This window comes from Pseudomonas sp., assembly GCF_050739655.1.
Lineage (GTDB): Bacteria > Pseudomonadota > Gammaproteobacteria > Pseudomonadales > Pseudomonadaceae > Aquipseudomonas.
This window is the reverse complement of sequence record NZ_JBOIBY010000700.1, coordinates 18,619-39,558: the sequence shown is the minus strand read 5'-3', so window position 1 is coordinate 39,558 and position 20,940 is coordinate 18,619. Positions and strand designations below refer to the sequence as shown.

Below are 20,940 nucleotides of genomic sequence, written 5' to 3'. Positions count from 1 at the left end.
CGCGACTGGAGCGCCTTGTTGGGTTTGCTTAGCCGGGTAGCTTGGCCGCCAGGACGTCAACCTTCTCGATTGACGGCGGTTTGGCAAACAGCTCGGCAGCCTTTGCCATAAGCGCCGCTGCGACCTTGCCCGAAAGATGAGCCTGCCGACCTGCTTCATCCGGGAAGGCGTCAAAGATGCCAAAGGTGGACGGCCCCAAGCGGATTCCGAACCACGCCGTAGTGGCTGGCTCTTCCTCCACTATTGGAAGGCCATCCAAGAGAAAGTTCTCTACCTCTTTCTCTTTCCCAGGCTTTGCTTCCAGACGAACGAACAACGCTACTTTGACCATGACGTACCTCCTGTTGTTACGACGACATCACCATGCGTGACGTATTCCAGTAAGCCCAACGCGATATTCGCCGATTTGCCGCCCAGCTCCAGCGTGGCGGGGATGAAGGGGCAGCGTCGAGTCATTTCCGCAGTCGCGGGAAAGGCGACTCTGCCCTCTCCTGGTCTTTCACGAACTGCCTCTACCGAGATACCGTGACGACGATCTTGCCGAACTGCTGGTTCGATTCCATGTAACGGTGCGCTTCGACGATCTGCTCGAAGGGGAAGGTCTTGGCAATGATCGGCTTCAGCTGTCCGGCCTCGAGGCCGCGCGTGATAAAGGCTTGCGCAGGCGCCAAGCGTTGCGGATCACCGGTCAGTTCGAACAGCGTGTAGCCGCGCACGCTCAGGGCCTTGTTCATCGCTACCAAGGCCGGGAACGGCGTCTCCTGACCGCTGAGATTGCCATAGATGAAAAGCAGGCCCTGCTGACTCATCGCTTGCGCCAGTGTTTCGACTTGCGGCCCCGCGACCGGGTCGAAGGCGATGCGCGCGCCGCGGCCGTCGGTGATCCGCATTACCTCCGCGACCAGGTCCTGCTCCTCGGTGGCGATCACATGCGCCGCCCCCGCCTCGCGTAGCGTCGCCTCCTTCGCGCGCGTCCGGGTCGTCGCGATCGGAATGGCGCCGACGCTGTTGGCGATCTGGATCGCGGCCAAGCCGACGCTGCTCGAAGCCGCCGTGATGATCACCGCATCACCGCGCTTGAGTTGGGCAATCTCGATCAGTGCGCCATAGGCGGTCAGATACTGCATCCAGATCGCCGCCCCCTTCACCGCGCCGACGCCCGCCGGCCGCTTCAGAACCCCCGTGGCCGGCACGATCGCCTGCTCGGCATAGACGCCAAACTTGTTCATGGAAAAAGCCGGAATCACGCTGACCGCTTCGCCAACCTCGAAGCCGTGAACGCCGCTGCCCAGCGCCTCGACGATGCCGGAAGCTTCGTAGCCGAGCCGGGCCGGCAGATGCGTCGGCTCCAGGTACACACCCGAGCGGAACATGGCTTCCGCGCGATTCAGGCCGATCGCCTCGACGCGGATGCGCAGCTCGCCGGAGCCCGGAGCGCCAACTTCGAGCTCTTCGATCTGCAAGACTTCGGGGCCGCCGATCTGATGAAAACGGACAACACGGGTCATTTTGGGTCTCCTTCTATTGAGGGATGGGAGCAGCGAGCCAGCCCTTGGCTGGCGCAGGTTAGCCGCCCCGCGCGTTACAACGTCGCTTCGGTCTGTGTGTCCGGTGCGTGGCTACTTCACGGACATGCAAATGCTATTCGCCATATATAGATTTGTAAATATGTAATTTTAATAATTTTATGCCCGTCCCTGCTCCCCCTATCTACGCTGCCTATGAACTCTCCCTGTCGAAAAAAATGCTGCCATCCGCTAAGTGCGCCACGGCGTGGTTCGCTCTTCGCCGGTCATCTGGGTCGCCTATGTAATCATGCCGTTATTTGCGCTCGCCAATGCCGGCGTAAGCCTTGATGGCGTCAATCTGGCCAATGAAGGCTCTTTGACGGTCATGCTCGGTGTGTCGTTGGCACTGCTCCTGGGCGCAAGAGCGCCAGCTATTCAGCCCAGCAGGTTTGCCTCACTCGGACGGCCGGGTACCTGGCAAACCTTCGGCTACTTTCATGCACGAAGGCAAACGCATGACAAACACCCACACTGACCACCACAGCCCGTGGTCTGTCTTTCTCATCTTTCTGCGCCTTGGACTGAGCTCCTTCGGCGGCCCCATCGTGCACTTAGGCTATTTCCGTGACGAGTTCGTCACACGACGGCGCTGGTTGTCCGAACGCAGTTATGCAGACTTGTTGGCACTGTGCCAATTCCTGCCAGGGCCTGCAAGCAGTCAGATTGGTATGGCCTTGGGTCTGTCCCGCTCGGGCTACGCTGGAGCCATGGCGGCTTGGGCAGGATTCACACTGCCCTCAGCCATTGCCCTGGTCCTGTTCGCGCTGGGTATATCTAACTAAGGCGATGCCGTCTCGTCGGGAGCGCTCCACGGTCTGAAAGTGGTGGCAGTACCTGTGGTTGCCCAAGCTGTATGGGGCACGCAACCTGTGCCCGGACGTGTTGCGTGTCACCAGCATGGCGATTGCTGCCTGTGTCGTCCTACTTATGCCATCTGCGTGGGGGCAGGTCAGCATGATTGCTGCTGCTGCCATCGCTGGCCTGCTGCTGTTCAAGCCCACTCAGGACTGCGCACACGATCCGCTGCCGATCGCGGTAAGCCAGCGTGCCGGAGTGATCTGGCTAGCACTGTTCTGTACGTTGCTGATGGGGTTGCCTGTCTTGGCCCAACTGCTGCCGAGTCATGCCGTAGCAATGGTGGATGCCTTCTTCCGTAGCGGGTTACTGGTCTTCGGTGGCGGCCATGTCGTGCTGCCGCTGTTGCAAGCTGAGGTGGTGCCCTCCGGCTAGGTCAACAATGACGCGTTTCTTGCCGGATACGGTGCTGCGCAAGCGGTGCCCGGTCCTTTGCCCCAGTTCGCATGCTGAAGATTCCAGACTGAATGGGATTAGACCAGTCAATGGTAAGCTTTTCACAGGCTCGCCCCCCCCTATCAACAGTGACTTCCGGATGAATGGTATTCTCTCGGCCGGCTATGTCACTGTTACGACGATACGCCAGGACGGTTCGCGGCAAGTGTTTAACTATGCAGACAGCCGGCTTTCTGGAAACCACCAGCGAAATTCCGGAGCCGCATGGGTTCAAAAGTAGCCGTTGCTCTGCCATCTAGTGAACGGACCGTCGAATTCACGGAGCATGCTCACAACAACCTTGAAGTGGATAGCCGTGACCACAACATGCGAGCTGCTTATATTCACATTATTGGGAACACGGCCGTGTCGGTGAGGACCATCATCGGCTGGCTGTTGGCATAGGCGCTTGGCTGGCTGTGGATGGCCCAGCGGTTCGAACATCTGCGCCACGTCGCCATAATCCGGATCGTAGAAAAGAATGTCACGCATCCAGAGCGCACCAAAGTCCAGCGCTTCGACGCGTTGCGCCATCTCGAAATGACCGCGCATGGTCGGGGCCGCTCGGCCGGGATGGGTTTCCAGCGGCAAAATCGGACCGATAGTGAGTGCTTCTGGTTGAAACAGGCGTTGAAAAACGGGATGACGCTCCTGGGAAGGATGAGGAGTCGGCTACATCTGTGGTAAAAAGGGCGTCGACAAAGCGATCGGTAAACCACAACTCCACGTGCAGCTCAGGCCACTGCTTCAGATAGGCATCAAGGATCGGCAGGACATGGCGCTGACCAAAGGACAGCGGGACCGTGAGTTTAAAGGTACCGGTCGGCCGCCCACGGCCCGGACCATGGTCACCTCGACCTCATCAAGATCCTCGATAATCTGCCGCCAGCGCTCATACGCAATCTGCCCCTCGTTTGTCAGGCTCAGTTTGCGCGTCGTGCGATTGAGCAACCGTGCGCCCATCCGGTCCTCCAAGCGAACAATGCGGGTCCATGCCCAGTGTAATCGCCGCGGCGGTAAAGCTTCCCGCCTTCACGGTAAAAACAAACGGGTTGATATCACCGATATTGGTTGGCTTGCGTGGAAGTTTGGCTCCAGGCCAGACATTCGAAGTATTCAATAGTGCTAAAGCTTAGTCGCTCGCGCCCGTGCTTTTGCGCAAGGGCACAAACGGCACAGGTTAACTATCAGAAGTCTTGCGCCGTCGGACGCAGAACAATCTCGTTGATATCGACATCGGCAGGTTGCTCGATCGCGTAAGCGATGGCCCGTGCAACCGAATCAGCCGGGATGGCCTTCTTGTAAAACTCGCCAACGACCTCGGCGCTCGGCTGGTGCCCGCTGCCGAACTTGAGCTCGGAATCCACCGCGCCCGGCTCGATGGTCGTCGTGCGAATATTCCCGCCGACTTCATGACGCAGGCCATCGGAAATAGCGCGCACCGCAAATTTGGTACCGCTGTACACCGATCCACCGGGGCTGAACACCTTGATGCCGGCAACCGAAGAGATGTTGATGAAGTGACCGCTGGCCTGTTGTTCGAAAAGCGGCAACGCGGCCGCGATGCCATACAACACGCCCTTGATGTTGATGTCGATCATGCGATCCCACTCTTCGACGCGCAGCTGCGAAATCGGAGAGATCGCCATCAGCCCTGCATTGTTGATCATCACATCGATGCGACCGAATGCCTCGACAGCCTTGGCGACCAGCGCAGACAAGTCCTCTTTGTTTGTGACATCGATCGGATGGGCAATCGCCTTGCCGCCTGCTGCGGCGATCTCCCGGACAATCGCGTCCAGACGATCCTGGCGACGGGCGCCAAGCACTACATGGGCGCCGAGCGCTGCCAGATGACGCGCCGTTGCTTCGCCCAGACCGCTACTCGCACCGGTGATAACGACCACTTTACCCTGGATGTTTTTACTCATGTTCAGCGCTCCTGTTGAGACCTGTTTGGGTTGATGAGTGCAGTCTGCGCTGGTTTTATTCGTCAGAAAATGGAAGAGTTCGGATTTGAGAATTCCATTTTCTGGAACGGGAGTTGACGCCAATGCTCAATCGCATGGAGCTGATTCGGATCTTTTCGGTGGCGGCGCAATCGACCACGTTTCGCGATGCAGCCACCCGCCTCGGCACCTCTCCGCAGACCGTGACACGCGCCATCAAAGAACTGGAGCGCACGCTTGGGGAGCTGTTGTTCCACCGCAGCACGCGGCAGGTTCACGTCACCGCTTTTGGTGCCAAACTCGCCTTGCAAGCCCGGGAAACCCTGGAACGGGTGGATCAGTTGTTTATCGCCAACAGTAAACAGGAGGCAAAAGGCGTCGTCGGCATCACGGCCCCCCACGCCATTGGCAAGCTGTATCTGATTGAGTTTCTGAAACCGCTGATGCGGGAGAATCCCGGCCTGAGCATCGACCTGAGCCTGGATGACCAGCTCACCGACGCGGTGGCCAACACGATTGACATCGGTATTCGTGTCGGAGCTGTGCGGGATCGGCGCTATATCGCCAGAACGGTGGCCCATGTCGCCCTGAAAATCGTTGCAGCGCCGTCACTCCTCAACACCGTGCAACGTCCTGGCAACATCGAGGATCTGAAACGCTTGCCCTTGTCGATGCTGATCGATCGCAACAACGGTCGCCCCTGGCCGTGGGTGCTTGCCGAGGGGCAAGCGTTCCTGCCTGCCTCCCCGGCATTTACCTGCGACGATCCAGAAACCGAGCGAGAGATTGTTCTGGCGGGAATCGCCTTTGGGCAAATGCCCGGTTATCTGGCAGAACCCTATCTGTCTGAAGGGCGACTGGTCGAGGTCATGCAACACGATGCCCCGCCGCCTTCCGAATTGATCATGTATCGCCCGCAATCAGGGCCCGTGGCACCGAGAGTGAGGCTGGTGTACGACCACCTGGTCAACTGCTTCTCAGATCCGCGTGTTTTTGCGCAGAGCGCGCGCTGAAAGAGTTGGGTGGAAAAACACCCGTGAGCCTCATCTTCCTTTTTCGTCGTACTGGGACAGGATCGTTTCCAGCAGGCCCGGAAAACGGTGACTCAAGTCTTCCCTACGCAACGAGTTCATGTGGGTCGTGCCGATGGTCTGGGTTTGAACCAGTCCGGCATCTCGCAGCACCCGGAAATGGTGGGACATGGTGGACTTCGCACGGCCACCGTCCAGCTCGCCACAGCTGGCCTCTCCCAGCTCGGCGAGACGCCGGACAATCTCCAGGCGCACAGGGTCGCTCAAGGCGTAAAACAGACGCTCAAGAACGAATTCGCTGAGAGGAAGGTGTTTGAAGGGGCGCATGAGCGAATCATACACGGGTTTGCTCTATGCCAATAGTTCGAATATTATCGAACAACGGAAATATAAACTTCGGAGAAAAACCTGATGTCTGCGCTGTTCCAACCTTTCACGCTCAAGGATATTTCCCTTCGCAACCGGATCGCGATTCCCCCCATGTGCATGTACTCGGCTGATGATGGCCTGATCAACGACTGGCACACTGTGCACTATGCCACCCTCGCGCGGGGCGGGGCGGGACTGGTGGTCGTCGAGGCGACCGCCGTGTCCCCCGAAGGACGGATCACGCCTGGCTGCGCTGGTATCTGGAATGATGAGCTCGCCCGCGCCTTCGTGCCGGTGGTGCAATCGATCAAGGCTGCCGGCGCAGTGCCAGGTATCCAGATTGCCCACGCGGGGCGCAAGGCCAGTGCGAACCGCCCTTGGGAAGGTGACGATCATATCGGCGAGGATGATGCGCGTGGCTGGCAGACCATCGCCCCGTCGGCTGTTGCCTTTGGCGCTCATCTCGCCAAGCTGCCCAAAGCCATGACGCTGGAGGATATCGCCCGGGTGCGCGAGGATTTTGTCTCAGCCGCTCGCCGTGCACGTGAGGCCGGCTTCGAGTGGCTGGAGCTGCATTTCGCCCATGGCTATCTGGCCCAGTCATTCCTCTCTGAACACTCCAACCTTCGTGACGACGCCTACGGCGGAAACTTCGATAACCGTAGCCGCTTTCTGCTGGAAACACTGGCGGCGGTTCGCGAAGTATGGCCAGAGCACTTGCCGCTCACCGCTCGCCTGGGTGTCATCGAATACGACGGCCGGGACGAGCAGACCTTGTCAGAGGCTATCGAACTGACACGTCGTTTCAAGGACGGTGGATTGGACTTGCTCAGCGTCAGTATCGGGTTCACCATCCCTGAATCCAACATTCCTTGGGCCCCCGGATTCATGGGCGAAGTTACTCAGCGCGTAAGGCGCGAGGCGGGGATTGCGGTGGCCTCGGCATGGGGCTTCGGCACGCCGAGCGTCGCCGAAGAAGCGGTGAGAAGTGGTCAACTGGACCTGGCGATGATTGGCCGGGCGCACCTGGGCAATCCTAACTGGTCCTATTCAGCCGCCCAGGCGCTGGGTGTAGAGCGTGCTGCCTGGACCTTGCCCGCTCCCTATGCCCATTGGCTTGAACGCTACAGGTGATCCCGCCGGAGCGAGAGCGCTCGCGTGGCCTTAGGGCTATCAACTTGGTCGAATGCCCAAGTTGGCAAGATTGTTGTCGCGCTCTCACCCGGATTCAGGTTTTTGGCCGCATGGCCGGCATGGACATCTTCGATACACCCGTGCCAGCCAATGCTCCCTCTTCATATCGCACACAGACAGGAGGTTTGATGACCACCCCTCTGACACTGATTGCCACCTTGGTCGCCAAGGCCGGCTTCGAAGTCGAGCTCGAGCAGACGCTGCAGGGCCTGCAAGGCCCAAGCCGAAGCGAAGCGGACTGCATCCAGTACGATTTCCACCGTGATGCCGAGCAGGCTCGCACTTTCCACATGATCGAGCAGTGGCGGGACGAAGCGGCGCTGACTGCTCACGAAGCGACACCGCATTTTCAGACAGCGCTCCCTTTCATCGAACGTGCTGCTGAAAAGCTCACCATCACGAAAATGTATCGCATCTCCTGAGGATCTTCGAATGAAAGCCATTGCACACTTCAAATGCCTGCCTGTTGAACATCCCGACGCCTTGGTGGAGATCGATATACCCGAGCCAGTGCCGGGGCCGCGCGACTTGCTCGTAGAGATAAAGGCCGTATCGGTCAATCCTGTCGATACCAAGGTGCGGCAGGGATACGTACCGCACGAGGACGAAAGCCAGCCGCGTATCCTCGGTTGGGACGCTACCGGCGTGGTCAAGTCGGTCGGCAGCGACGTGACGCTATTCAAGCCCGGTGACAAGGTCTGGTAAGCCGGATCGCTGATCCGCCCGGGCAGCAACAGTGAGCTGCAACTGGTGGACGAACGCATCGTCGGCTCAATGCCCCAGTCGCTGGATTTCAGCCAGGCTGCGGCATTGCCGCTGACTTCCCTGACCGCCTGGGAATTACTTTTTGATCGCCTGGGTGTTGCACGCGATACCACCGACCGAGGCGAAACGCTGCTGATCATCGGCGCTGCAGGCGGGGTGGGTTCAATCCTGACTCAGCTGGCTCGTCAGCTAACCGGGTTGACGATCATTGGTACGGCTTCGCGCCCTGAAACGCAGGCCTGGGTCACCGAGCTTGGTGCGCATCATGTCATTGACCATACCAAGCCACTCAGCGAGGAGCTCAAACGCTTCGGTATCGCACAAGTCAGCTATGTCGCCAGCCTGACCCAGACCGATCGGCACTTCGAGCAAATTATCGAGTCACTGAAACCTCAGGGCAGGCTGGGCCTGATCGATGACCCGGCCACGCTTGACGTCGTACCGATGAAGCGCAAGAGCCTGTCGTTGCACTGGGAGCTGATGTACACCCGCTCGCTTTACGAGACAGAGGACATGCAGGAGCAGCACAACATCCTCAACGAAATTGCGCGGCGCGTTGATAGGGGCGACTTGCGCACCACCGTTGGCGACAACTACGGGCGCATCAGCGTAGAAAATCTTCGTCGAGCCCATGCTCTGCTGGAAAGCGGCAAGGCGAAGGGCAAGATCGTGCTGGAAGGCTTCTAAGAGGGCGTAGACAAAATAAATCAAACCGGCTGCACCACCTACCTAATGTCCTGAGCGTCGGGCGGATAATCCTGCACAGAAGCACCCGTGTTATCGGGTGCCTTCCTCAGCGTGGCCGGACTGAAAGCGGCTATTCGTCCTCATGACACTCGTTAGAGAAGCGGAATGCTATAGCTTACAAAAACTCGGTTCTGATCTACGTTACGAGCCGCTTCGCTGTTGGACTTGCCGTTACGCCAGCCGAACCCGACACCTTTAAGCGCTCCGGACTGAAGGACGTAGTCCAGGCTAATGTCTCTTTCCCATTCCTTTTGGTTGTCGCCGGACGTAGTTTTAATATTATCGCCGGAGAGGTACATGACCGAGCCTTTCAGGCCAGGAACTCCCAGAGCGGCAAAGTCGTAAGCATACTGACCGAAAGCTGTGCGCTCGCCTGCGCGGGTGAACGTTTGGATCAGACGGTCTGTATACAGATACAGGCTTGCTCCACCGGCGCCCTTGTCTATCAGGCTGCCCTGATTGAGTTGAGTGAAGTTGCTGCCATCCGACACACTTTGGTACCCCGCAGTAATCGCGTGGCCACCCAGCGTGTAAATCAACGCGGCACTCCAGGTACGGTTGTCGATCTCTCCATCACCGTTTTTGGTGTAGCCATTAATTCTGTAGCCTGACGTACCGGAGCTATTTGCACCTGACGAGTCAGTTTTGAAGTAGCGCAGGTCGGTTTTAAGGGACTGATTGTCCGAGAGCGCAAGGGTGTGAATCAATCCAAAAAAATGCTGCGTATAGTAGTTATCGAGGTTTGCGTAGTAGTACTGAGCTGTCAGATCCTTGGTGACGTTCCAATCGCCCCCGGCGAAGTCAAACTGATTGCTCTCACGCGTACCACCAGCAACGGCCAACCCCGTCTGATCGCTTGAACCACGCCCTGTCGCATGTTCGATCCGACCTCCAGTCAAGGTCAGCCCCTTGAACTCGCTCGAGGTGATTTGACCGCCCTCGAAGGTTTGTGGAAGTACGCGCCCATCGTTGGCAACCAGAATTGGGAGTTTCGGAATCAAGGTGCCGTAGCGAAGTTCAGTTTTCGACATTTTGACTTTTCCGGTCAGCCCCACCCGGCTCCACTCGTCGACGGCACGGTTGTCACTGTCAGAAGGCATCATGGTGCTGCCGACATGCCGTCCTTTGCCGCTGTCCAGGGTAACCCCCAGCAATCCCAGGCCATCGACACCAAAGCCAACCATGCCATCGGTATAACCCGATTTGAAGTCCAACATGAAACCCTGCGCCCATTCTTCGGTTTTGGAAGGGGCGGCAGTGCCATCGCGGTTGTCGTTATTGAAGTAGAAGTTCCTCATCCCCAAGGTGGCCTTGCTATCACTTAGAAAGTCAGCATGCGCCTGTGCACTCAGGGTGATACCAAGAAACACCGAACTTGCAGCAATTTTTTTTCTACTCAATTGTATAGCGCTCCCTTTGTTATTTTAAAGTAATAGAAGCAACGCAAAATCTTAGAGGTCAACGCAACGCACACGAAGGACCGGTACTTAGTCAATTTCAACTAACCCGATAATTGGCACGCCATTTTATTCTTCTGAACATCCTGCTCCATGGCAGCGGGATGGAAAAAACCACCGAGGTGATCTGCACATGAGCATGAGGTGAACGGATGATCGTCGCATGTAGCGTACCCGGAGGGCGCCGATATGGCAGGTCTGCCTTTCGATAGCAGGTGGGAATCTGGTCATTTTTCGTGGCTCCTTGTTGTTTTACAGCGCGAGAGCGCTAGAGCCAAGTGTGTGTGAAAGGCGCAGGGAGCGCCTTGCCTGGGGAGATGGAGTTTTGCGCCGAAGTCTGGAAATTTGTCTTTGCGTCTGATTTAAGGGGCTGGGACCCGACACAATTCCGGTCATGTTCGACGACTTTGATGACTTTATGGATAGCGACCGGGCTCTATAACTTTTGAATTTTGAGTGTTCATCACATAAGTGGCGAATGCAGATCCTTCGCGGTTTTCCACAAGGCACTTTGGCCACGATATTTATCTTAAATACAAGTATTTCATAGGATTAACCTCTCCCATTCTGATATGGTTTTTTTCGACTATCTGAGCCTTTTTCGTGAATCAGTAGTCTATAAAGTGCACGCCCGATGTTCTTTAAAACAACAAAAAGCAGCCAACTAATTTTGGCGCTTGGGCACACTGACGCGCTCGAGAACTCAGACCATCTCAGGATCAGAAATAAAACCTTTCTTTATAAAAAGAAATGGCACAAATAACTATTCACTTGATTTGGAGAGGGCGCCGTGCGAAAGCTTAGCTTGGGCTTACTGGTAACTAACGTTTTATGGCAACTATCAGCTCTACTATGGATCTACACGTCCACAGGACCAACTTGTGAAAATAACGTCGACAATTCATACATCCAGCAAAAAGTGACAGACTTCGAGCACGAATTTGACGACATTGCTAATAAAGTTGCGACAGAGATCAGTACAAATCTTCCCGACGAACTCACGCCCCTTGCAAAAAACGAATCCCGCACACCCGACTCAACGGAGGCTGACGCCGTACAGTTTTTGTACGAAAAGCCAGACGAAACACCAGTACTTACGCTGTCCTCTTTACCCGCACAGGCACGCATATGGACAATCATCCTCAGCGGGCTGATTGCCTTTACCGGCCTGCTCTTGGCAATCTTCGCCCGCAAAAGAACCGATGATCCGCAATGGCATGTCTTTGGCACCGTACCAGGCTCGCTAATCACGCTGGAACGCACGTGCTTGACGTGCGGCGGCTACATTTTCCACGCTAAAAACGCAGCTCCAGCCACGCCTTCATTCGGCCTTTGGGTGATCGAAATTGCATTGAATACGCCCAGCCGCCATCGCGCACTAAAAGCCATTCAGCAACTGGAGTTGCCGGTAGCGCGTAAAGAAAACAACTTTGTCGTCATAGGCCCATATAAACATAAGCAGGACGCGGCTCGAGTCGTGAAAGAGCTGAGTGAAAGTCATGGCGTTCGAGGATGGATGACGGCAGGAAATTGACATAGTCCAATTTAGCGCTGGGCCGACCTTGAACAACCAGCTACTTATTGCATGCCACAAGAGAGCATTCATGATCGCAAAAGAACTTAGAGCCGAACTTGCCCTGAAGAAATTCCTGGACGCCAATCTATGGATTCAGCTTGAACTCAGCGAGCTGAATTACAGCCTCGCTGAAAACTGCAGGCTCTCGCCAGAAGAATATCGCCTTAAATTTCTGAAAGAAGCTTTTGAAACAGAAGCGGATGCTCACGACTGCGATTGCTGGGATTTTATCCTGCAGTGGGTAGCTGAAACCAAAGAAGAACTTGAGTTGATGCGCGAAGAACGCATGAAAGAGATCTATGATTCTCTCGACAATTAATAGACTCTACAAGTTTGGTCATCTATAAAAACCGGCAATTTCAAGATGAAAGACTAACTTCATCGGCGGGAGTATTGCCCAATACCCCCCGCCCTCCTCTCGGTTCAAGCCGTCGTATAACAATCCACTACGCGCCGATACTGGCTGGGTGAAGCTCCGATGTGCTGACGGAAAAACCGTGTGAAATGACCTTGCTCGGAGAACCCGAGGTTCTCCGACAACAGGCCCAACGTTCCACTGCGCTCACGTTCCAGCCAGGCAAAAGCCCGCCGCATGCGCGCATCGTTAAGCAGCAGGGTCGGCGTCAGGCCGGTATCTTTTTTGAACAGCGCAAAGAAGTGCGCCCGCGACAGACCACAAGCTCGCGCGGCGTTGTCGATCGGGTTCGGATCATCGAGGTGCTCAAGCAACCATGCGGTGCCACGACGCACGCGCGCGTCACGGAACTCAGCTGAGTTCGGCGCACCGAGTAGCGATAAATGCCGCCAGCTGGAAAAGTCCTCGATCAGTTCAATCAGGAAGTCGAACAGCATGAATTCCATGCGCTCCTTCGGCACGATCCCGCAGCCATGGGCTTCGGCGACCAGGATGTCGGCCAAGGTGCGATTACGGCTCTTCAATTCGATGCACGACTGGGCAAAAAAATCAGGTCGGGCGCTGAGTGCCAGCGACTGCTGAGCAGTGGCCAGCCAAGCGGGCTCGATGTAAAGCGCCAGGATTACGGTGGCACCGGCGCCTGGCTGCGGATCGTAGAAATGCGGCTCCCAGGCGTTGACCAGCACCGCCGTGCGATCGCTGAGTGGAACCCGCCGACCGTTGACGTTGAAATAAGTGTCTTCGCCGGACACCTTGACCAGCACATGGCATTCGGAATGGGTGTGGGTAACCAGCGAACGATCCATATTCAGCAAGGCGACCCGGCCAAACCTGCCGTGGAAAACCCGTTGGGCTATGGACATCAGATTCCTCCGCTCGCTTGAAGCGATGTTGTTATCGGCCACAATGAAGAATAATCGCGGCGCCTATCTGTTTCTAGACCCCGGCGATCTCTCAATGTTGGCTGGCCACTATCGCGCACGAATGACCGAGCGTCTACCTCGACTTTCGCAGCCCCCGGAACAACCACCAGCAGCGGAAAACGCTTGGTCACCCTGTATCAGGCCAACGCCAATTGGACCCCGACCGCTAACGTTTTCGTTGACTCCGACTATTTGTTCTAAGACATCGGTTCCGCGATCAAAAGCGCCGGCGGCAACAACTCGCAAATACTGGTGCTGCGCTCCACGTTTTGCTTTTAGGCATCAAACACATCCGGCACGCCACGACCGCGGTTACGGCATCAGCCGATAACCGCGGATTCGCCGCTCTCATTGCAAGAGCCTGATCTTCAGAGCACCGAGCGTAAAAAGTCTGCCGTTCAGCTTTTTTTCGGACGGTCGAAGATCTGCTCGGGAGTTCCTGACTCGTGAATCTACCCTTTTGCCAGAACGGCGCCCGGCATGGACATCGACGCAACAGCCTTACCAGAGCGGGAGGCTGTAGCTGACGATCAGGCGATTCTCGTCGATTTCACTGGCAAAGCTCGAGCGATAAGTCGCGTTGCGCCATTTGATGCCGACATTTTTCAGCGCGCCACTCTGGATCACATAGCCGATGTCGGTATTACGTTCCCACTCCTTGCCGGTTCCCGAAGCGACTCCCAGGTCGACCTGGTCGCCTTTTACATAGCGGGTCATAAAGGTCAGGCCAGGAATGCCGAGGCCGGCGAAGTTGAAGTCGTAACGGGCTTGCAGGGAGCGCTCGTCCTGATTGCCGAAGTCGTTGATTTGCAGCAGGTTGACCAGGTACGGATCGGTGCCCTGAACGTTGGCGAAACCGGTATCGCCGCTCATTTTCTGGTAGCTGAGACCGAAGGCGTGCGCACCCATTGAATAGGTGAACATGGCGCCGAGCATTTGGTTGTCGACATTGCTGCTGCCGTCATCGGTCGAACGGGCCCAACGCAGATCGGATTTCAGCGCCTGCCCCTCGGCAATAGGCAACACATGCATCACCGTCAGATAATGCTGCTTGTACAGGTCGTCCAACTGCGCGTAGTGGTAGCCAGTACTGAGCGTCTTGCTCCACATGAAATTGCCACCGAGAAAGTCGAACTGGTCGGTGGTGGCCCTCGCCCCGGTCACGATGTTGCGCCTGGGGCCTTTCATGACGGTCATGTCTTCGCGATTGGTCGAGTCGCGCTGGTTCACCTGGGTGAGGCGACCGGCGTCGAAGGTCAGACTCGCGAGGTCCGTCGAGTTCAGCCAGCCCCCCTGGAAGGTCTGCGGCAGCAGCCGTGTATCGTTGGGCTGCAATACCGGCAGCTTGGGAATCAGGGTCCCCACTTTGAGGGTGGACTTGGAGACCCGGAGCTTGGCAGTCAGGCCAAGCTCGCTATTGTCATCGGGTGCCCTCCTCGACTCGGCGCCACGCGGTAGCAGACCGGTGGCGCCCGCGCGATCCGGGCTCGAATCCAGCTTGATGCCGAGTAAACCAAGCGCATCGACCCCCACGCCTACGGGTCCTTCGGTATAGCCGGATTCGTAGCGCAACAGGAAGCCTTGCGCCCACTCCTCCCCCTTGTTTTGTGGGGCCGCTGGCTGGCGGAAGTCTCGGTTCATATAGAAATTGCGCATGTCCAGACTGGCCTTGCTGTCCGCAAGGAACTCAGCCGAAGCGGATGAACAAACGCCAAAAACCCCAGTAAGGCCGGACAGCAGAAAAGTATGGGTGGGACGAAGTACGTGCATAGTTCTCTCTTCTTGTTAGGTGGTAATCGGCGATTCCAAACGGCATTACGTCGAGATACCCGGCGAACCGACATCCATCAGCATCTGCGGATGACGCCTTATATCGCCTGGGTGGTACTGCAACCGTCCAGCAGACGCTGAATGCCCAGCGGGTTGGCATTCCTCAACGCCTCCGGCAGTAGCGTGTCCGGGTAGTTCTGGTAGCACACCGGGCGCAGGAAGCGGTCGATGGCCAGCGTACCGACGGAGGTGCCGCGCGCATCCGAGGTGGCGGGATAAGGCCCGCCGTGCACCATCGCGTCACACACCTCGACGCCGGTCGGGTAGCCGTTGAGCAGTAACCGGCCGGCTTTTTGCTCCAGCACAGGCACCAGTTCGGCGAATGCAGCCAAGTCGCCTGGCTCGGCAATCAGGGTCGCGGTAAGCTGACCGTGCAGGCCATGCAGCGCCTTGATCAACTCGGCCTTGTCAGCCACTTCGACCAGCACGGCGATCGGTCCGAAAACCTCTTCCTGGAGCAACTCGTCGTCTTCCAGCAACAGGCTGACATCGGCCTGGAACAACTGCGGCCTGGCTTGCTCACCTTCCTGTGCCTGCCCCCCCAGATGCTTGATGGCCTTATGTGCATGCAGTACCGCCAGCCCCTTCTCGTAGTTGTGCAGGGTGCCGGCATTGAGCATGGTTTGCGCTGGCTGATCACCCATCAAGCCGGCGATTTTTTCAATAAAGCTGGAGAACTCCGGCGAGCGAATGCCGATCACCAGACCGGGTTTGGTGCAGAACTGGCCACAGCCCATGACCACCGAAGCGGCCAGCTCGTTGGCCACGCTGGCACCACGCTGTTTGAGCGCTTCGGGTAGCACCAGAACCGGGTTGATGCTGGACATCTCGGCGAACACCGGAATCGGCTGCGGCCTCGCCGCGGCCATGTCGCACAGCGCGCGACCGCCTTTGAGCGAGCCGGTGAAACCAACGGCCTGGATCGCCGGGTGTTTAACCAGTGCCTCGCCAACGCCTGCGCCGTAGATCATGTTGAACACGCCTTTGGGCATGCCGGTCTGTTGCGCGGCACGGATGATGGCATCGGCCACGCACTCGGCGGTCGCCATATGGCCACTGTGCGCCTTGAACACCACCGGACAACCAGCAGCCAGGGCGGCGGCGGTATCACCACCTGCCGTGGAGAATGCCAGCGGGAAGTTGCTGGCACCGAATACAGCCACCGGGCCGACGCCCATCTTGCACTGACGCAGATCGACACGCGGCAGCGGCTTGCGATCGGGTTGCGCCAGGTCGATACGGGCACCGTAAAAATCGCCACGGCGCAACACGTTTGCAAACAGCCGCATCTGGCCGCTGGTACGGCCACGCTCACCCTGGATACGGCCGGCAGGCAGCGCGGTTTCGCGGGTTACCAGGGAAACGAAGTCATCACCCAGTGCATCCAGTTCGTCGGCAATAGCGTCGAGAAACTCCGCACGCTTGACAGCCGGCAGTGCACGATAGGTGGGATAAGCCGAAGCGGCGGCCAGGGCAGCCGCATCGACTTCGGCGGGGCTCGCCTGGACGAAGTCATAGGGTAACCTCTCGCCAGAGGTCGCATCGTAGCTGTGCAGATTGACGCCGCTTTCACCGCGACGTGTACCGCCAGTGTAGTTATGCCCGAGAATTTTCATGCGTGTCTCCTCGCTCAAAAGGCAGGGATGCCGAAACCACCAGACCGTCGTGATCGCCGCCGACAATATCCGCGGCTGCAACGTCACTCGACTTGGATGAGGCATCCAGTTGAATTTTTTTTGCACAAAATCGCGCAAGCCCGAACAGGCCTACGGAAACCAGAATTTCAATCTCAAACTTCCTTCAATCGATCGGGATGGCCGCATCTTTCGAAGCCAGCCGCAAGGCGTGTTCACGCAGTTCGACTTTGCGCACCTTGCCAGTTGCCGTCTTGCTCAAATCCCCCACGATGACCCGCGTCGGCACCTTGTAATGGGCCAGGCAGGAACGGCAATGGGCGATGAGTTCCGCTTCGCCGATGCTCGCGTCAGGGCTCGTCTCGACAAAGGCACAGGGGGTCTCGCCCCACTTGGCATGGGGCATGGCAACCACCGCCGCGGTACGGACAGCCGGATGCCGGTAAAGCACTTCCTCGACCTCGACCGAACTGATGTTCTCACCACCTGAAATGATGATGTCCTTAGCCCTGTCTCTGATCTGGATGTAGCCGTCCTCATGCACCACGGCAAGATCGCCGGAATGAAACCAGCCACCCGAAAAGGCCTCGGCGGTGGCCTGCGGATCCTTCAGGTAGCCCATCATCGTCATGTTGCCGCGGAACATCACTTCGCCAATGCTGCGGCCATCGCGCGGCACCGGCGTGAAGTCCTCGGGGTCCAGGACCGCCATATTTTCCTGAGCCGTATAACGCACGCCTTGTCGACCTTTGCGTTCGGTCAGCAAGTCGGTGGAAAGCTCGCTCCATTCCTGGTGCTCGGCACATACCACAGCGGGACCGTAGACCTCCGTCAGACCGTATATCTGCAAAAGATCGATGCCCATTCGATGCAACGCCGCAATCACCGGCAGTTGGGGCGGAGCGCCACCGATCAGGCCATGAACACGGTGGCTGATCCCGACTTTCCACTCCTTTGGCGCATGGGCCAGCATGGCGTGCACCACTGGCGCGCCGCAGTAATGGGTAACACCGTGTTGTCGAATCATCGACAGCACGCGTTGCGGTTCACAGCGGCGAAGACACACGTGAGTGCCGGCGTTGACCGCCATGGTCCAGACGAAGCCCCAGCCATTGCAATGGAACATGGGCAGGGTCCACAAGAAGATGGAGTGCCGCGGCATTTGCCAGTCGAGCATATTTGAAAGCGCCGCCAGATAAGCCCCCCGATGGTGATAAACCACCCCCTTGGGACGCCCTGTGGTGCCCGAGGTGTAGTTCAGGGCAATCGGCTGCCACTCGTCCACAGGTTCCTGCCAATGCTCGTCTGTAGAAGCCGCGCCGATGAACGCCTCGTAGTCGAGCTCACCCAGACGCTCGCCGCCCGGCCCCTCGCTGTCATCGATGTCGATCACCCTTGGCCGGTGCTCCAAAAGTGCCAGCGCCTGGCCGACGGCGCTCGCGTATTCGGTGTCGCTGATCACGAGCCGGGCTTCGCAATGCATCAGGATGTAGGCGATTGCCGCAGGATCGAGCCGGGTGTTGACCGTGCACAAGACCGCGCCACACATCGGTACGCCGAAATGCGCCTCGATCATCTCCGGGGTGTTGGCGGCGATCAATACCACCGTATCGCCACGGCCAATGCCCGCGGCCTTGAGCGCAGATGACAGGCGGCAGACCCGGTCGTAGGTCTCGGACCAGTTGTATCGACGCGCACCATGGATAACCGCCAACCGCTGCGGATATACCTGGGCGGTGCGGGCTATGAAGCCCAGCGGCGTGAGAGGCCGGTAGTTGACCGGACTTTGCTCAAGGCCGAGGTCATAAGGATTGGAGCCTGGCATGCTGATTTTCCCCGAGAAAGCTGAACGACCGGCTCCCCAACGGAACCGGCACAGGCTGCAGGACGCGTTTAGCTCAGCACTTGCCTGGAAATGATCATGCGTTGGATTTCGGAAGTGCCTTCGACGATCTCCAATACCTTGGCGTCGCCGAAAGCGCGTGCGACCGGGTATTCAGTCATGATGCCGTTGCCGCCATGGATCTGGATCGCCTGGTGAGCCGCCTCCATCGCCCTCTCGGTAGCGAAGAGCTTGGCCATGGACGCCTCGACATCACATGACAAACCGGCGTCCTTGCGCGAGGCCGCGTCGTAGAGCATCAGGCGGGCGGCGTGGGCATGGGTGGCCATGTCGGCGACCTTGAACTGCAGCGCCTGAAAATGTTCGAGCCGCTTGCCGAAGGCGCTGCGATCCTTCAAGTAGGCGACCGAGCGTTCCATGGAGCCTTGCAGAATACCCAGCCCCAGCGCACCGATCAGGATGCGCCCGGTGCTTATGTTGCCCAGGGTCTGCTTGAGCCCCGCGCCTTGTTCGCCGAGTAGATGGTCGGCCGGCAGCACGCAATCTTCGAAGAACAGTTCATAAGTGGTCGATCCGCGCCAACCGATCTTCTGCAGCTTGCGCCCCAGGCTGAAACCGGCGGTATCGGACGGCAGGATAAAGTTGGAGATTTCCTTGCGCCCGTCGTCCCGCGTGCCGGTAACGGCTGCGATCACGATCGGACCGGTGATGTCGGTACCCGAATTGGTGATGAAGGTCTTGGAACCATTGATGATCCACTGACCGTCTCGCAGAACGGCACGGGTCTGGATATTGGCGGCGTCCGAGCCTGCATTCGGCTCGGTCAGCCCAATGCAGCCGACCTGCGTCCCGTCGATGATGGGGCGCAAGTAACGCTCCTTCTGCGCAGGAGTGCCATAGTTGTTGATCAGGCTGGCGGGCGTGGAATTGGCCATCATGGACGATGCCACAGCCGCGTCTACCCGGGCGATTTCCTCCAGCACAATGGTAAAGCCAAGCCAGTCCCCGCCACCGCCACCGTGCTCCTCCGGGTAGGGAAGGCCGAGGAAGCCCAATTCTCCGGCCTGCTTCCAGACCTGATAGGCAAACTCCTGCTCCTCCCAAAGGCGTTCGGAGACCGGTGCAATCTCCTGCTCGGCGAACCGCCTGACGGCATCGCGAATCATTACATGTTGCTCATTCATCAATAAGACTCCTCGAGCATCCGCAGGTAGTCCTCTGCGGTGGCAGGACGGGGGTTGGTGGCGTGGCAGTGGTCTTTAAGGGCGGCCTGGGCAATCTCAGGCAGCGCAGCCCGGTCCAGACCCATCGCGCCAAGGCTCACGGGCAGACCCAGGCGGGCGGTCAATCGGGCAATGGCTTCATCCGGGGCGACGCCTGCACTCAGTCCCATGGCTTGGGCCAACGCCTCGTACTTGGCACCGACGGCTGGCCGGTTGAAACGCATCACTGCCGGCAGCAGCACCGCATTGAGGGTGCCATGGTGCAAGGAAATGCCGGGCACGGCCCCCAGGGGATGGGACAGGGCATGCACCGCTCCCAGTCCTTTCTGAAACGCCATCGCGCCTTCAGTCGCCGCCATCATCATGTTCCAGCGCGCCTCCCGGTCACTGCCATCGATCGTCGCGCGCTCGATATTGGCCATGCCCCGACGCAAACCATCCAGGGCAATGGCCTCGGCCGGCGGGTTGATGGCAGGCGCCAGGAAGGTCTCGATGCAGTGGGCGATCGCATCCATGCCGGTAGCCGCTGTCAACATCGGCGGCAGGCCCAACGTCAGATCCGGGTCGCAAATGGCCACTTTAGGCAGCAGATAAGGGCTCAACAGGCCAAGCTTGCGCCCGGACTTCATCACGATAACGCCGGCCCGCCCTACTTCGCTGCCGGTCCCTGCCGTCGTGGGAATCGCCACCAGTGGCGCGACTTTATCGGTGATTCGCCCGACACCGCCATCCACCACCGAATACTGCTGCAGCGGCGCAGGATGGGTGGCCAGAAGCGCCGTCGCTTTGCCCAGATCGATCGGCGATCCGCCACCCAGGGCAACGATGCCATCGCAGTCATTGTCCTTGAACATCGCAGTAGCGGCGACGACCGCCTCCTCGGTGGGATTGGCTGGCGTCTGGTCGAAGATCGCGGCGGGAGGCGAGGCCAGGGTCCCGAGTACGCGATCAAGCAGCCCGGCAGCGCGCACGCCCTGGTCGGTGACGATCAAGGGCCGCCGTATGCCCAGGCGATCAAGCTCGGACGGCAATAGCTCGATTGCGCCCTGTTCGAATTGGATGGTGGTCAAATAGTTGATAACAGCCATAGCGTGGAATCTCCTCGTTTATTGGCGCGACGATGGCG

17 protein-coding genes and 4 pseudogenes are annotated in these 20,940 nt (G+C 58.3%); 8 read left to right on the top strand and 13 right to left on the bottom strand.

What is annotated here, in order from left to right:
* Positions 1–28: 28 nt before the first annotated feature.
* Both ACRESJ_RS33095 and ACRESJ_RS33090 read right to left on the bottom strand, forming a co-directional pair.
* Positions 29–331, bottom strand: a complete 303-nt coding sequence (locus ACRESJ_RS33095; RefSeq protein ID WP_032902063.1) for a putative quinol monooxygenase — start codon at positions 329–331, stop codon at positions 29–31.
* 181 nt (positions 332–512) lie between these two features.
* Positions 513–1,508 carry a zinc-dependent alcohol dehydrogenase family protein gene (locus tag ACRESJ_RS33090; RefSeq protein WP_431761638.1) on the bottom strand — a complete coding sequence of 332 codons (996 nt, stop codon included), beginning with the start codon at positions 1,506–1,508 and terminating at the stop codon, positions 513–515.
* A gap of 289 nt (positions 1,509–1,797) precedes the next feature.
* Here ACRESJ_RS33090 and ACRESJ_RS33085 point away from each other — a divergent pair.
* Positions 1,798–1,926 (top strand): annotated as a pseudogene (locus ACRESJ_RS33085) (Na+/H+ antiporter NhaA); the annotation flags it as partial.
* Positions 1,927–2,023: 97 nt separating this feature from the next.
* Positions 2,024–2,870, top strand: a pseudogene (gene chrA / locus ACRESJ_RS33080) (chromate efflux transporter); the annotation flags it as partial.
* Positions 2,871–3,089: 219 nt separating this feature from the next.
* Here chrA and ACRESJ_RS33075 read toward each other — a convergent pair.
* The 3 genes and pseudogenes from ACRESJ_RS33075 to ACRESJ_RS33065 form a co-directional block, all read right to left on the bottom strand.
* Positions 3,090–3,449 carry a hypothetical protein gene (locus tag ACRESJ_RS33075; protein WP_236299113.1) on the bottom strand — a complete coding sequence of 120 codons (360 nt, stop codon included), beginning with the start codon at positions 3,447–3,449 and terminating at the stop codon, positions 3,090–3,092.
* Positions 3,450–3,486: 37 nt separating this feature from the next.
* Positions 3,487–3,978 (bottom strand): annotated as a pseudogene (locus tag ACRESJ_RS33070) (LysR family transcriptional regulator); the annotation flags it as partial.
* 67 nt (positions 3,979–4,045) lie between these two features.
* Entirely contained in the window at positions 4,046–4,789 is a 744-nt protein-coding gene (locus ACRESJ_RS33065) for an SDR family oxidoreductase (protein WP_017737776.1), read from the bottom strand.
* A 122-nt stretch (positions 4,790–4,911) separates the two neighbouring features.
* Between ACRESJ_RS33065 and ACRESJ_RS33060 the strand changes: the two genes are divergently transcribed.
* Positions 4,912–5,820 (top strand): LysR family transcriptional regulator, encoded by a 909-nt coding sequence (locus ACRESJ_RS33060; protein WP_431761637.1) that lies wholly within the window; start codon positions 4,912–4,914, stop codon positions 5,818–5,820.
* 30 nt (positions 5,821–5,850) lie between these two features.
* On the opposite strand, the gene ACRESJ_RS33055 is transcribed toward ACRESJ_RS33060, so the two are convergent.
* Positions 5,851–6,165 carry an ArsR/SmtB family transcription factor gene (locus ACRESJ_RS33055; RefSeq protein ID WP_017737778.1) on the bottom strand — a complete coding sequence of 105 codons (315 nt, stop codon included), beginning with the start codon at positions 6,163–6,165 and terminating at the stop codon, positions 5,851–5,853.
* 84 nt (positions 6,166–6,249) lie between these two features.
* Here ACRESJ_RS33055 and ACRESJ_RS33050 point away from each other — a divergent pair, with 84 nt between their 5' ends.
* The 3 genes and pseudogenes from ACRESJ_RS33050 (at position 6,250) to ACRESJ_RS33040 (ending at position 8,853) form a co-directional block, all read left to right on the top strand.
* Positions 6,250–7,341: an NADH:flavin oxidoreductase/NADH oxidase gene (locus ACRESJ_RS33050; RefSeq protein WP_133077505.1), complete on the top strand. Its 1,092-nt coding sequence runs from the start codon at positions 6,250–6,252 to the stop codon at positions 7,339–7,341.
* Positions 7,342–7,529: 188 nt separating this feature from the next.
* The gene (locus ACRESJ_RS33045) at positions 7,530–7,823 is read left to right on the top strand and encodes a putative quinol monooxygenase (protein WP_103406111.1); all 294 of its coding nucleotides are present in this window, start codon (positions 7,530–7,532) and stop codon (positions 7,821–7,823) included.
* 10 nt (positions 7,824–7,833) lie between these two features.
* Positions 7,834–8,853, top strand: a pseudogene (locus ACRESJ_RS33040) (zinc-binding alcohol dehydrogenase family protein).
* Positions 8,854–9,005: 152 nt separating this feature from the next.
* Here the strand turns inward: ACRESJ_RS33040 and ACRESJ_RS33035 are convergent.
* Positions 9,006–10,313, bottom strand: a complete 1,308-nt coding sequence (locus ACRESJ_RS33035; RefSeq protein WP_103406113.1) for an OprD family porin — start codon at positions 10,311–10,313, stop codon at positions 9,006–9,008.
* A gap of 847 nt (positions 10,314–11,160) precedes the next feature.
* Here ACRESJ_RS33035 and ACRESJ_RS33030 point away from each other — a divergent pair.
* Together ACRESJ_RS33030 and ACRESJ_RS33025 are read left to right on the top strand one after the other, a co-directional pair.
* On the top strand, positions 11,161–11,904 hold the full coding sequence (locus ACRESJ_RS33030) for an SPOR domain-containing protein (protein WP_338648114.1): 744 nt from the start codon (positions 11,161–11,163) through the stop codon (positions 11,902–11,904).
* A gap of 70 nt (positions 11,905–11,974) precedes the next feature.
* The gene (locus tag ACRESJ_RS33025) at positions 11,975–12,265 is read left to right on the top strand and encodes a DUF6388 family protein (RefSeq protein WP_110675874.1); all 291 of its coding nucleotides are present in this window, start codon (positions 11,975–11,977) and stop codon (positions 12,263–12,265) included.
* Positions 12,266–12,369: 104 nt separating this feature from the next.
* Here the strand turns inward: ACRESJ_RS33025 and ACRESJ_RS33020 are convergent, their stop codons facing one another.
* The 6 genes from ACRESJ_RS33020 to ACRESJ_RS32995 all read right to left on the bottom strand — a co-directional run bounded on the left by ACRESJ_RS33020 (position 12,370) and on the right by ACRESJ_RS32995 (position 20,902).
* A complete protein-coding gene (locus ACRESJ_RS33020; protein WP_110675872.1) occupies positions 12,370–13,224 on the bottom strand; it encodes an AraC family transcriptional regulator in 855 nt (284 codons plus the stop codon).
* Positions 13,225–13,785: 561 nt separating this feature from the next.
* Entirely contained in the window at positions 13,786–15,054 is a 1,269-nt protein-coding gene (locus tag ACRESJ_RS33015) for an OprD family porin (protein WP_197888262.1), read from the bottom strand.
* A gap of 98 nt (positions 15,055–15,152) precedes the next feature.
* Entirely contained in the window at positions 15,153–16,730 is a 1,578-nt protein-coding gene (locus ACRESJ_RS33010) for an aldehyde dehydrogenase (NADP(+)) (protein WP_421527561.1), read from the bottom strand.
* A gap of 184 nt (positions 16,731–16,914) precedes the next feature.
* The gene (locus tag ACRESJ_RS33005) at positions 16,915–18,573 is read right to left on the bottom strand and encodes an acyl-CoA synthetase (protein WP_431761636.1); all 1,659 of its coding nucleotides are present in this window, start codon (positions 18,571–18,573) and stop codon (positions 16,915–16,917) included.
* 68 nt (positions 18,574–18,641) lie between these two features.
* Positions 18,642–19,775 carry an acyl-CoA dehydrogenase family protein gene (locus ACRESJ_RS33000; RefSeq protein ID WP_069556827.1) on the bottom strand — a complete coding sequence of 378 codons (1,134 nt, stop codon included), beginning with the start codon at positions 19,773–19,775 and terminating at the stop codon, positions 18,642–18,644.
* Positions 19,775–20,902, bottom strand: a complete 1,128-nt coding sequence (locus ACRESJ_RS32995; protein WP_069556826.1) for an iron-containing alcohol dehydrogenase — start codon at positions 20,900–20,902, stop codon at positions 19,775–19,777. Before ACRESJ_RS32995 ends, ACRESJ_RS33000 begins: the two co-directional genes overlap by 1 nt.
* Positions 20,903–20,940 lie beyond the last annotated feature (38 nt).

Excerpts from the sequence above, each read along its gene's own strand:
- ACRESJ_RS33095 (WP_032902063.1), bottom strand. The coding sequence starts at position 331 with ATGGTCAAAGTAGCGTTGTTCGTTCGTCTGGAAGCAAAGCCTGGGAAA.
- ACRESJ_RS33090 (WP_431761638.1), bottom strand. The coding sequence starts at position 1,508 with ATGACCCGTGTTGTCCGTTTTCATCAGATCGGCGGCCCCGAAGTCTTG.
- ACRESJ_RS33065 (WP_017737776.1), bottom strand. The coding sequence starts at position 4,789 with ATGAGTAAAAACATCCAGGGTAAAGTGGTCGTTATCACCGGTGCGAGT.
- ACRESJ_RS33060 (WP_431761637.1), top strand. The coding sequence starts at position 4,912 with ATGCTCAATCGCATGGAGCTGATTCGGATCTTTTCGGTGGCGGCGCAA.
- ACRESJ_RS33055 (WP_017737778.1), bottom strand. The coding sequence starts at position 6,165 with ATGCGCCCCTTCAAACACCTTCCTCTCAGCGAATTCGTTCTTGAGCGT.
- ACRESJ_RS33050 (WP_133077505.1), top strand. The coding sequence starts at position 6,250 with ATGTCTGCGCTGTTCCAACCTTTCACGCTCAAGGATATTTCCCTTCGC.
- ACRESJ_RS33045 (WP_103406111.1), top strand. The coding sequence starts at position 7,530 with ATGACCACCCCTCTGACACTGATTGCCACCTTGGTCGCCAAGGCCGGC.
- ACRESJ_RS33025 (WP_110675874.1), top strand. The coding sequence starts at position 11,975 with ATGATCGCAAAAGAACTTAGAGCCGAACTTGCCCTGAAGAAATTCCTG.
- ACRESJ_RS33020 (WP_110675872.1), bottom strand. The coding sequence starts at position 13,224 with ATGTCCATAGCCCAACGGGTTTTCCACGGCAGGTTTGGCCGGGTCGCC.
- ACRESJ_RS33015 (WP_197888262.1), bottom strand. The coding sequence starts at position 15,054 with ATGCACGTACTTCGTCCCACCCATACTTTTCTGCTGTCCGGCCTTACT.
- ACRESJ_RS33010 (WP_421527561.1), bottom strand. The coding sequence starts at position 16,730 with ATGAAAATTCTCGGGCATAACTACACTGGCGGTACACGTCGCGGTGAA.
- ACRESJ_RS33005 (WP_431761636.1), bottom strand. The coding sequence starts at position 18,573 with ATGCCAGGCTCCAATCCTTATGACCTCGGCCTTGAGCAAAGTCCGGTC.
- ACRESJ_RS33000 (WP_069556827.1), bottom strand. The coding sequence starts at position 19,775 with ATGAATGAGCAACATGTAATGATTCGCGATGCCGTCAGGCGGTTCGCC.
- ACRESJ_RS32995 (WP_069556826.1), bottom strand. The coding sequence starts at position 20,902 with ATGGCTGTTATCAACTATTTGACCACCATCCAATTCGAACAGGGCGCA.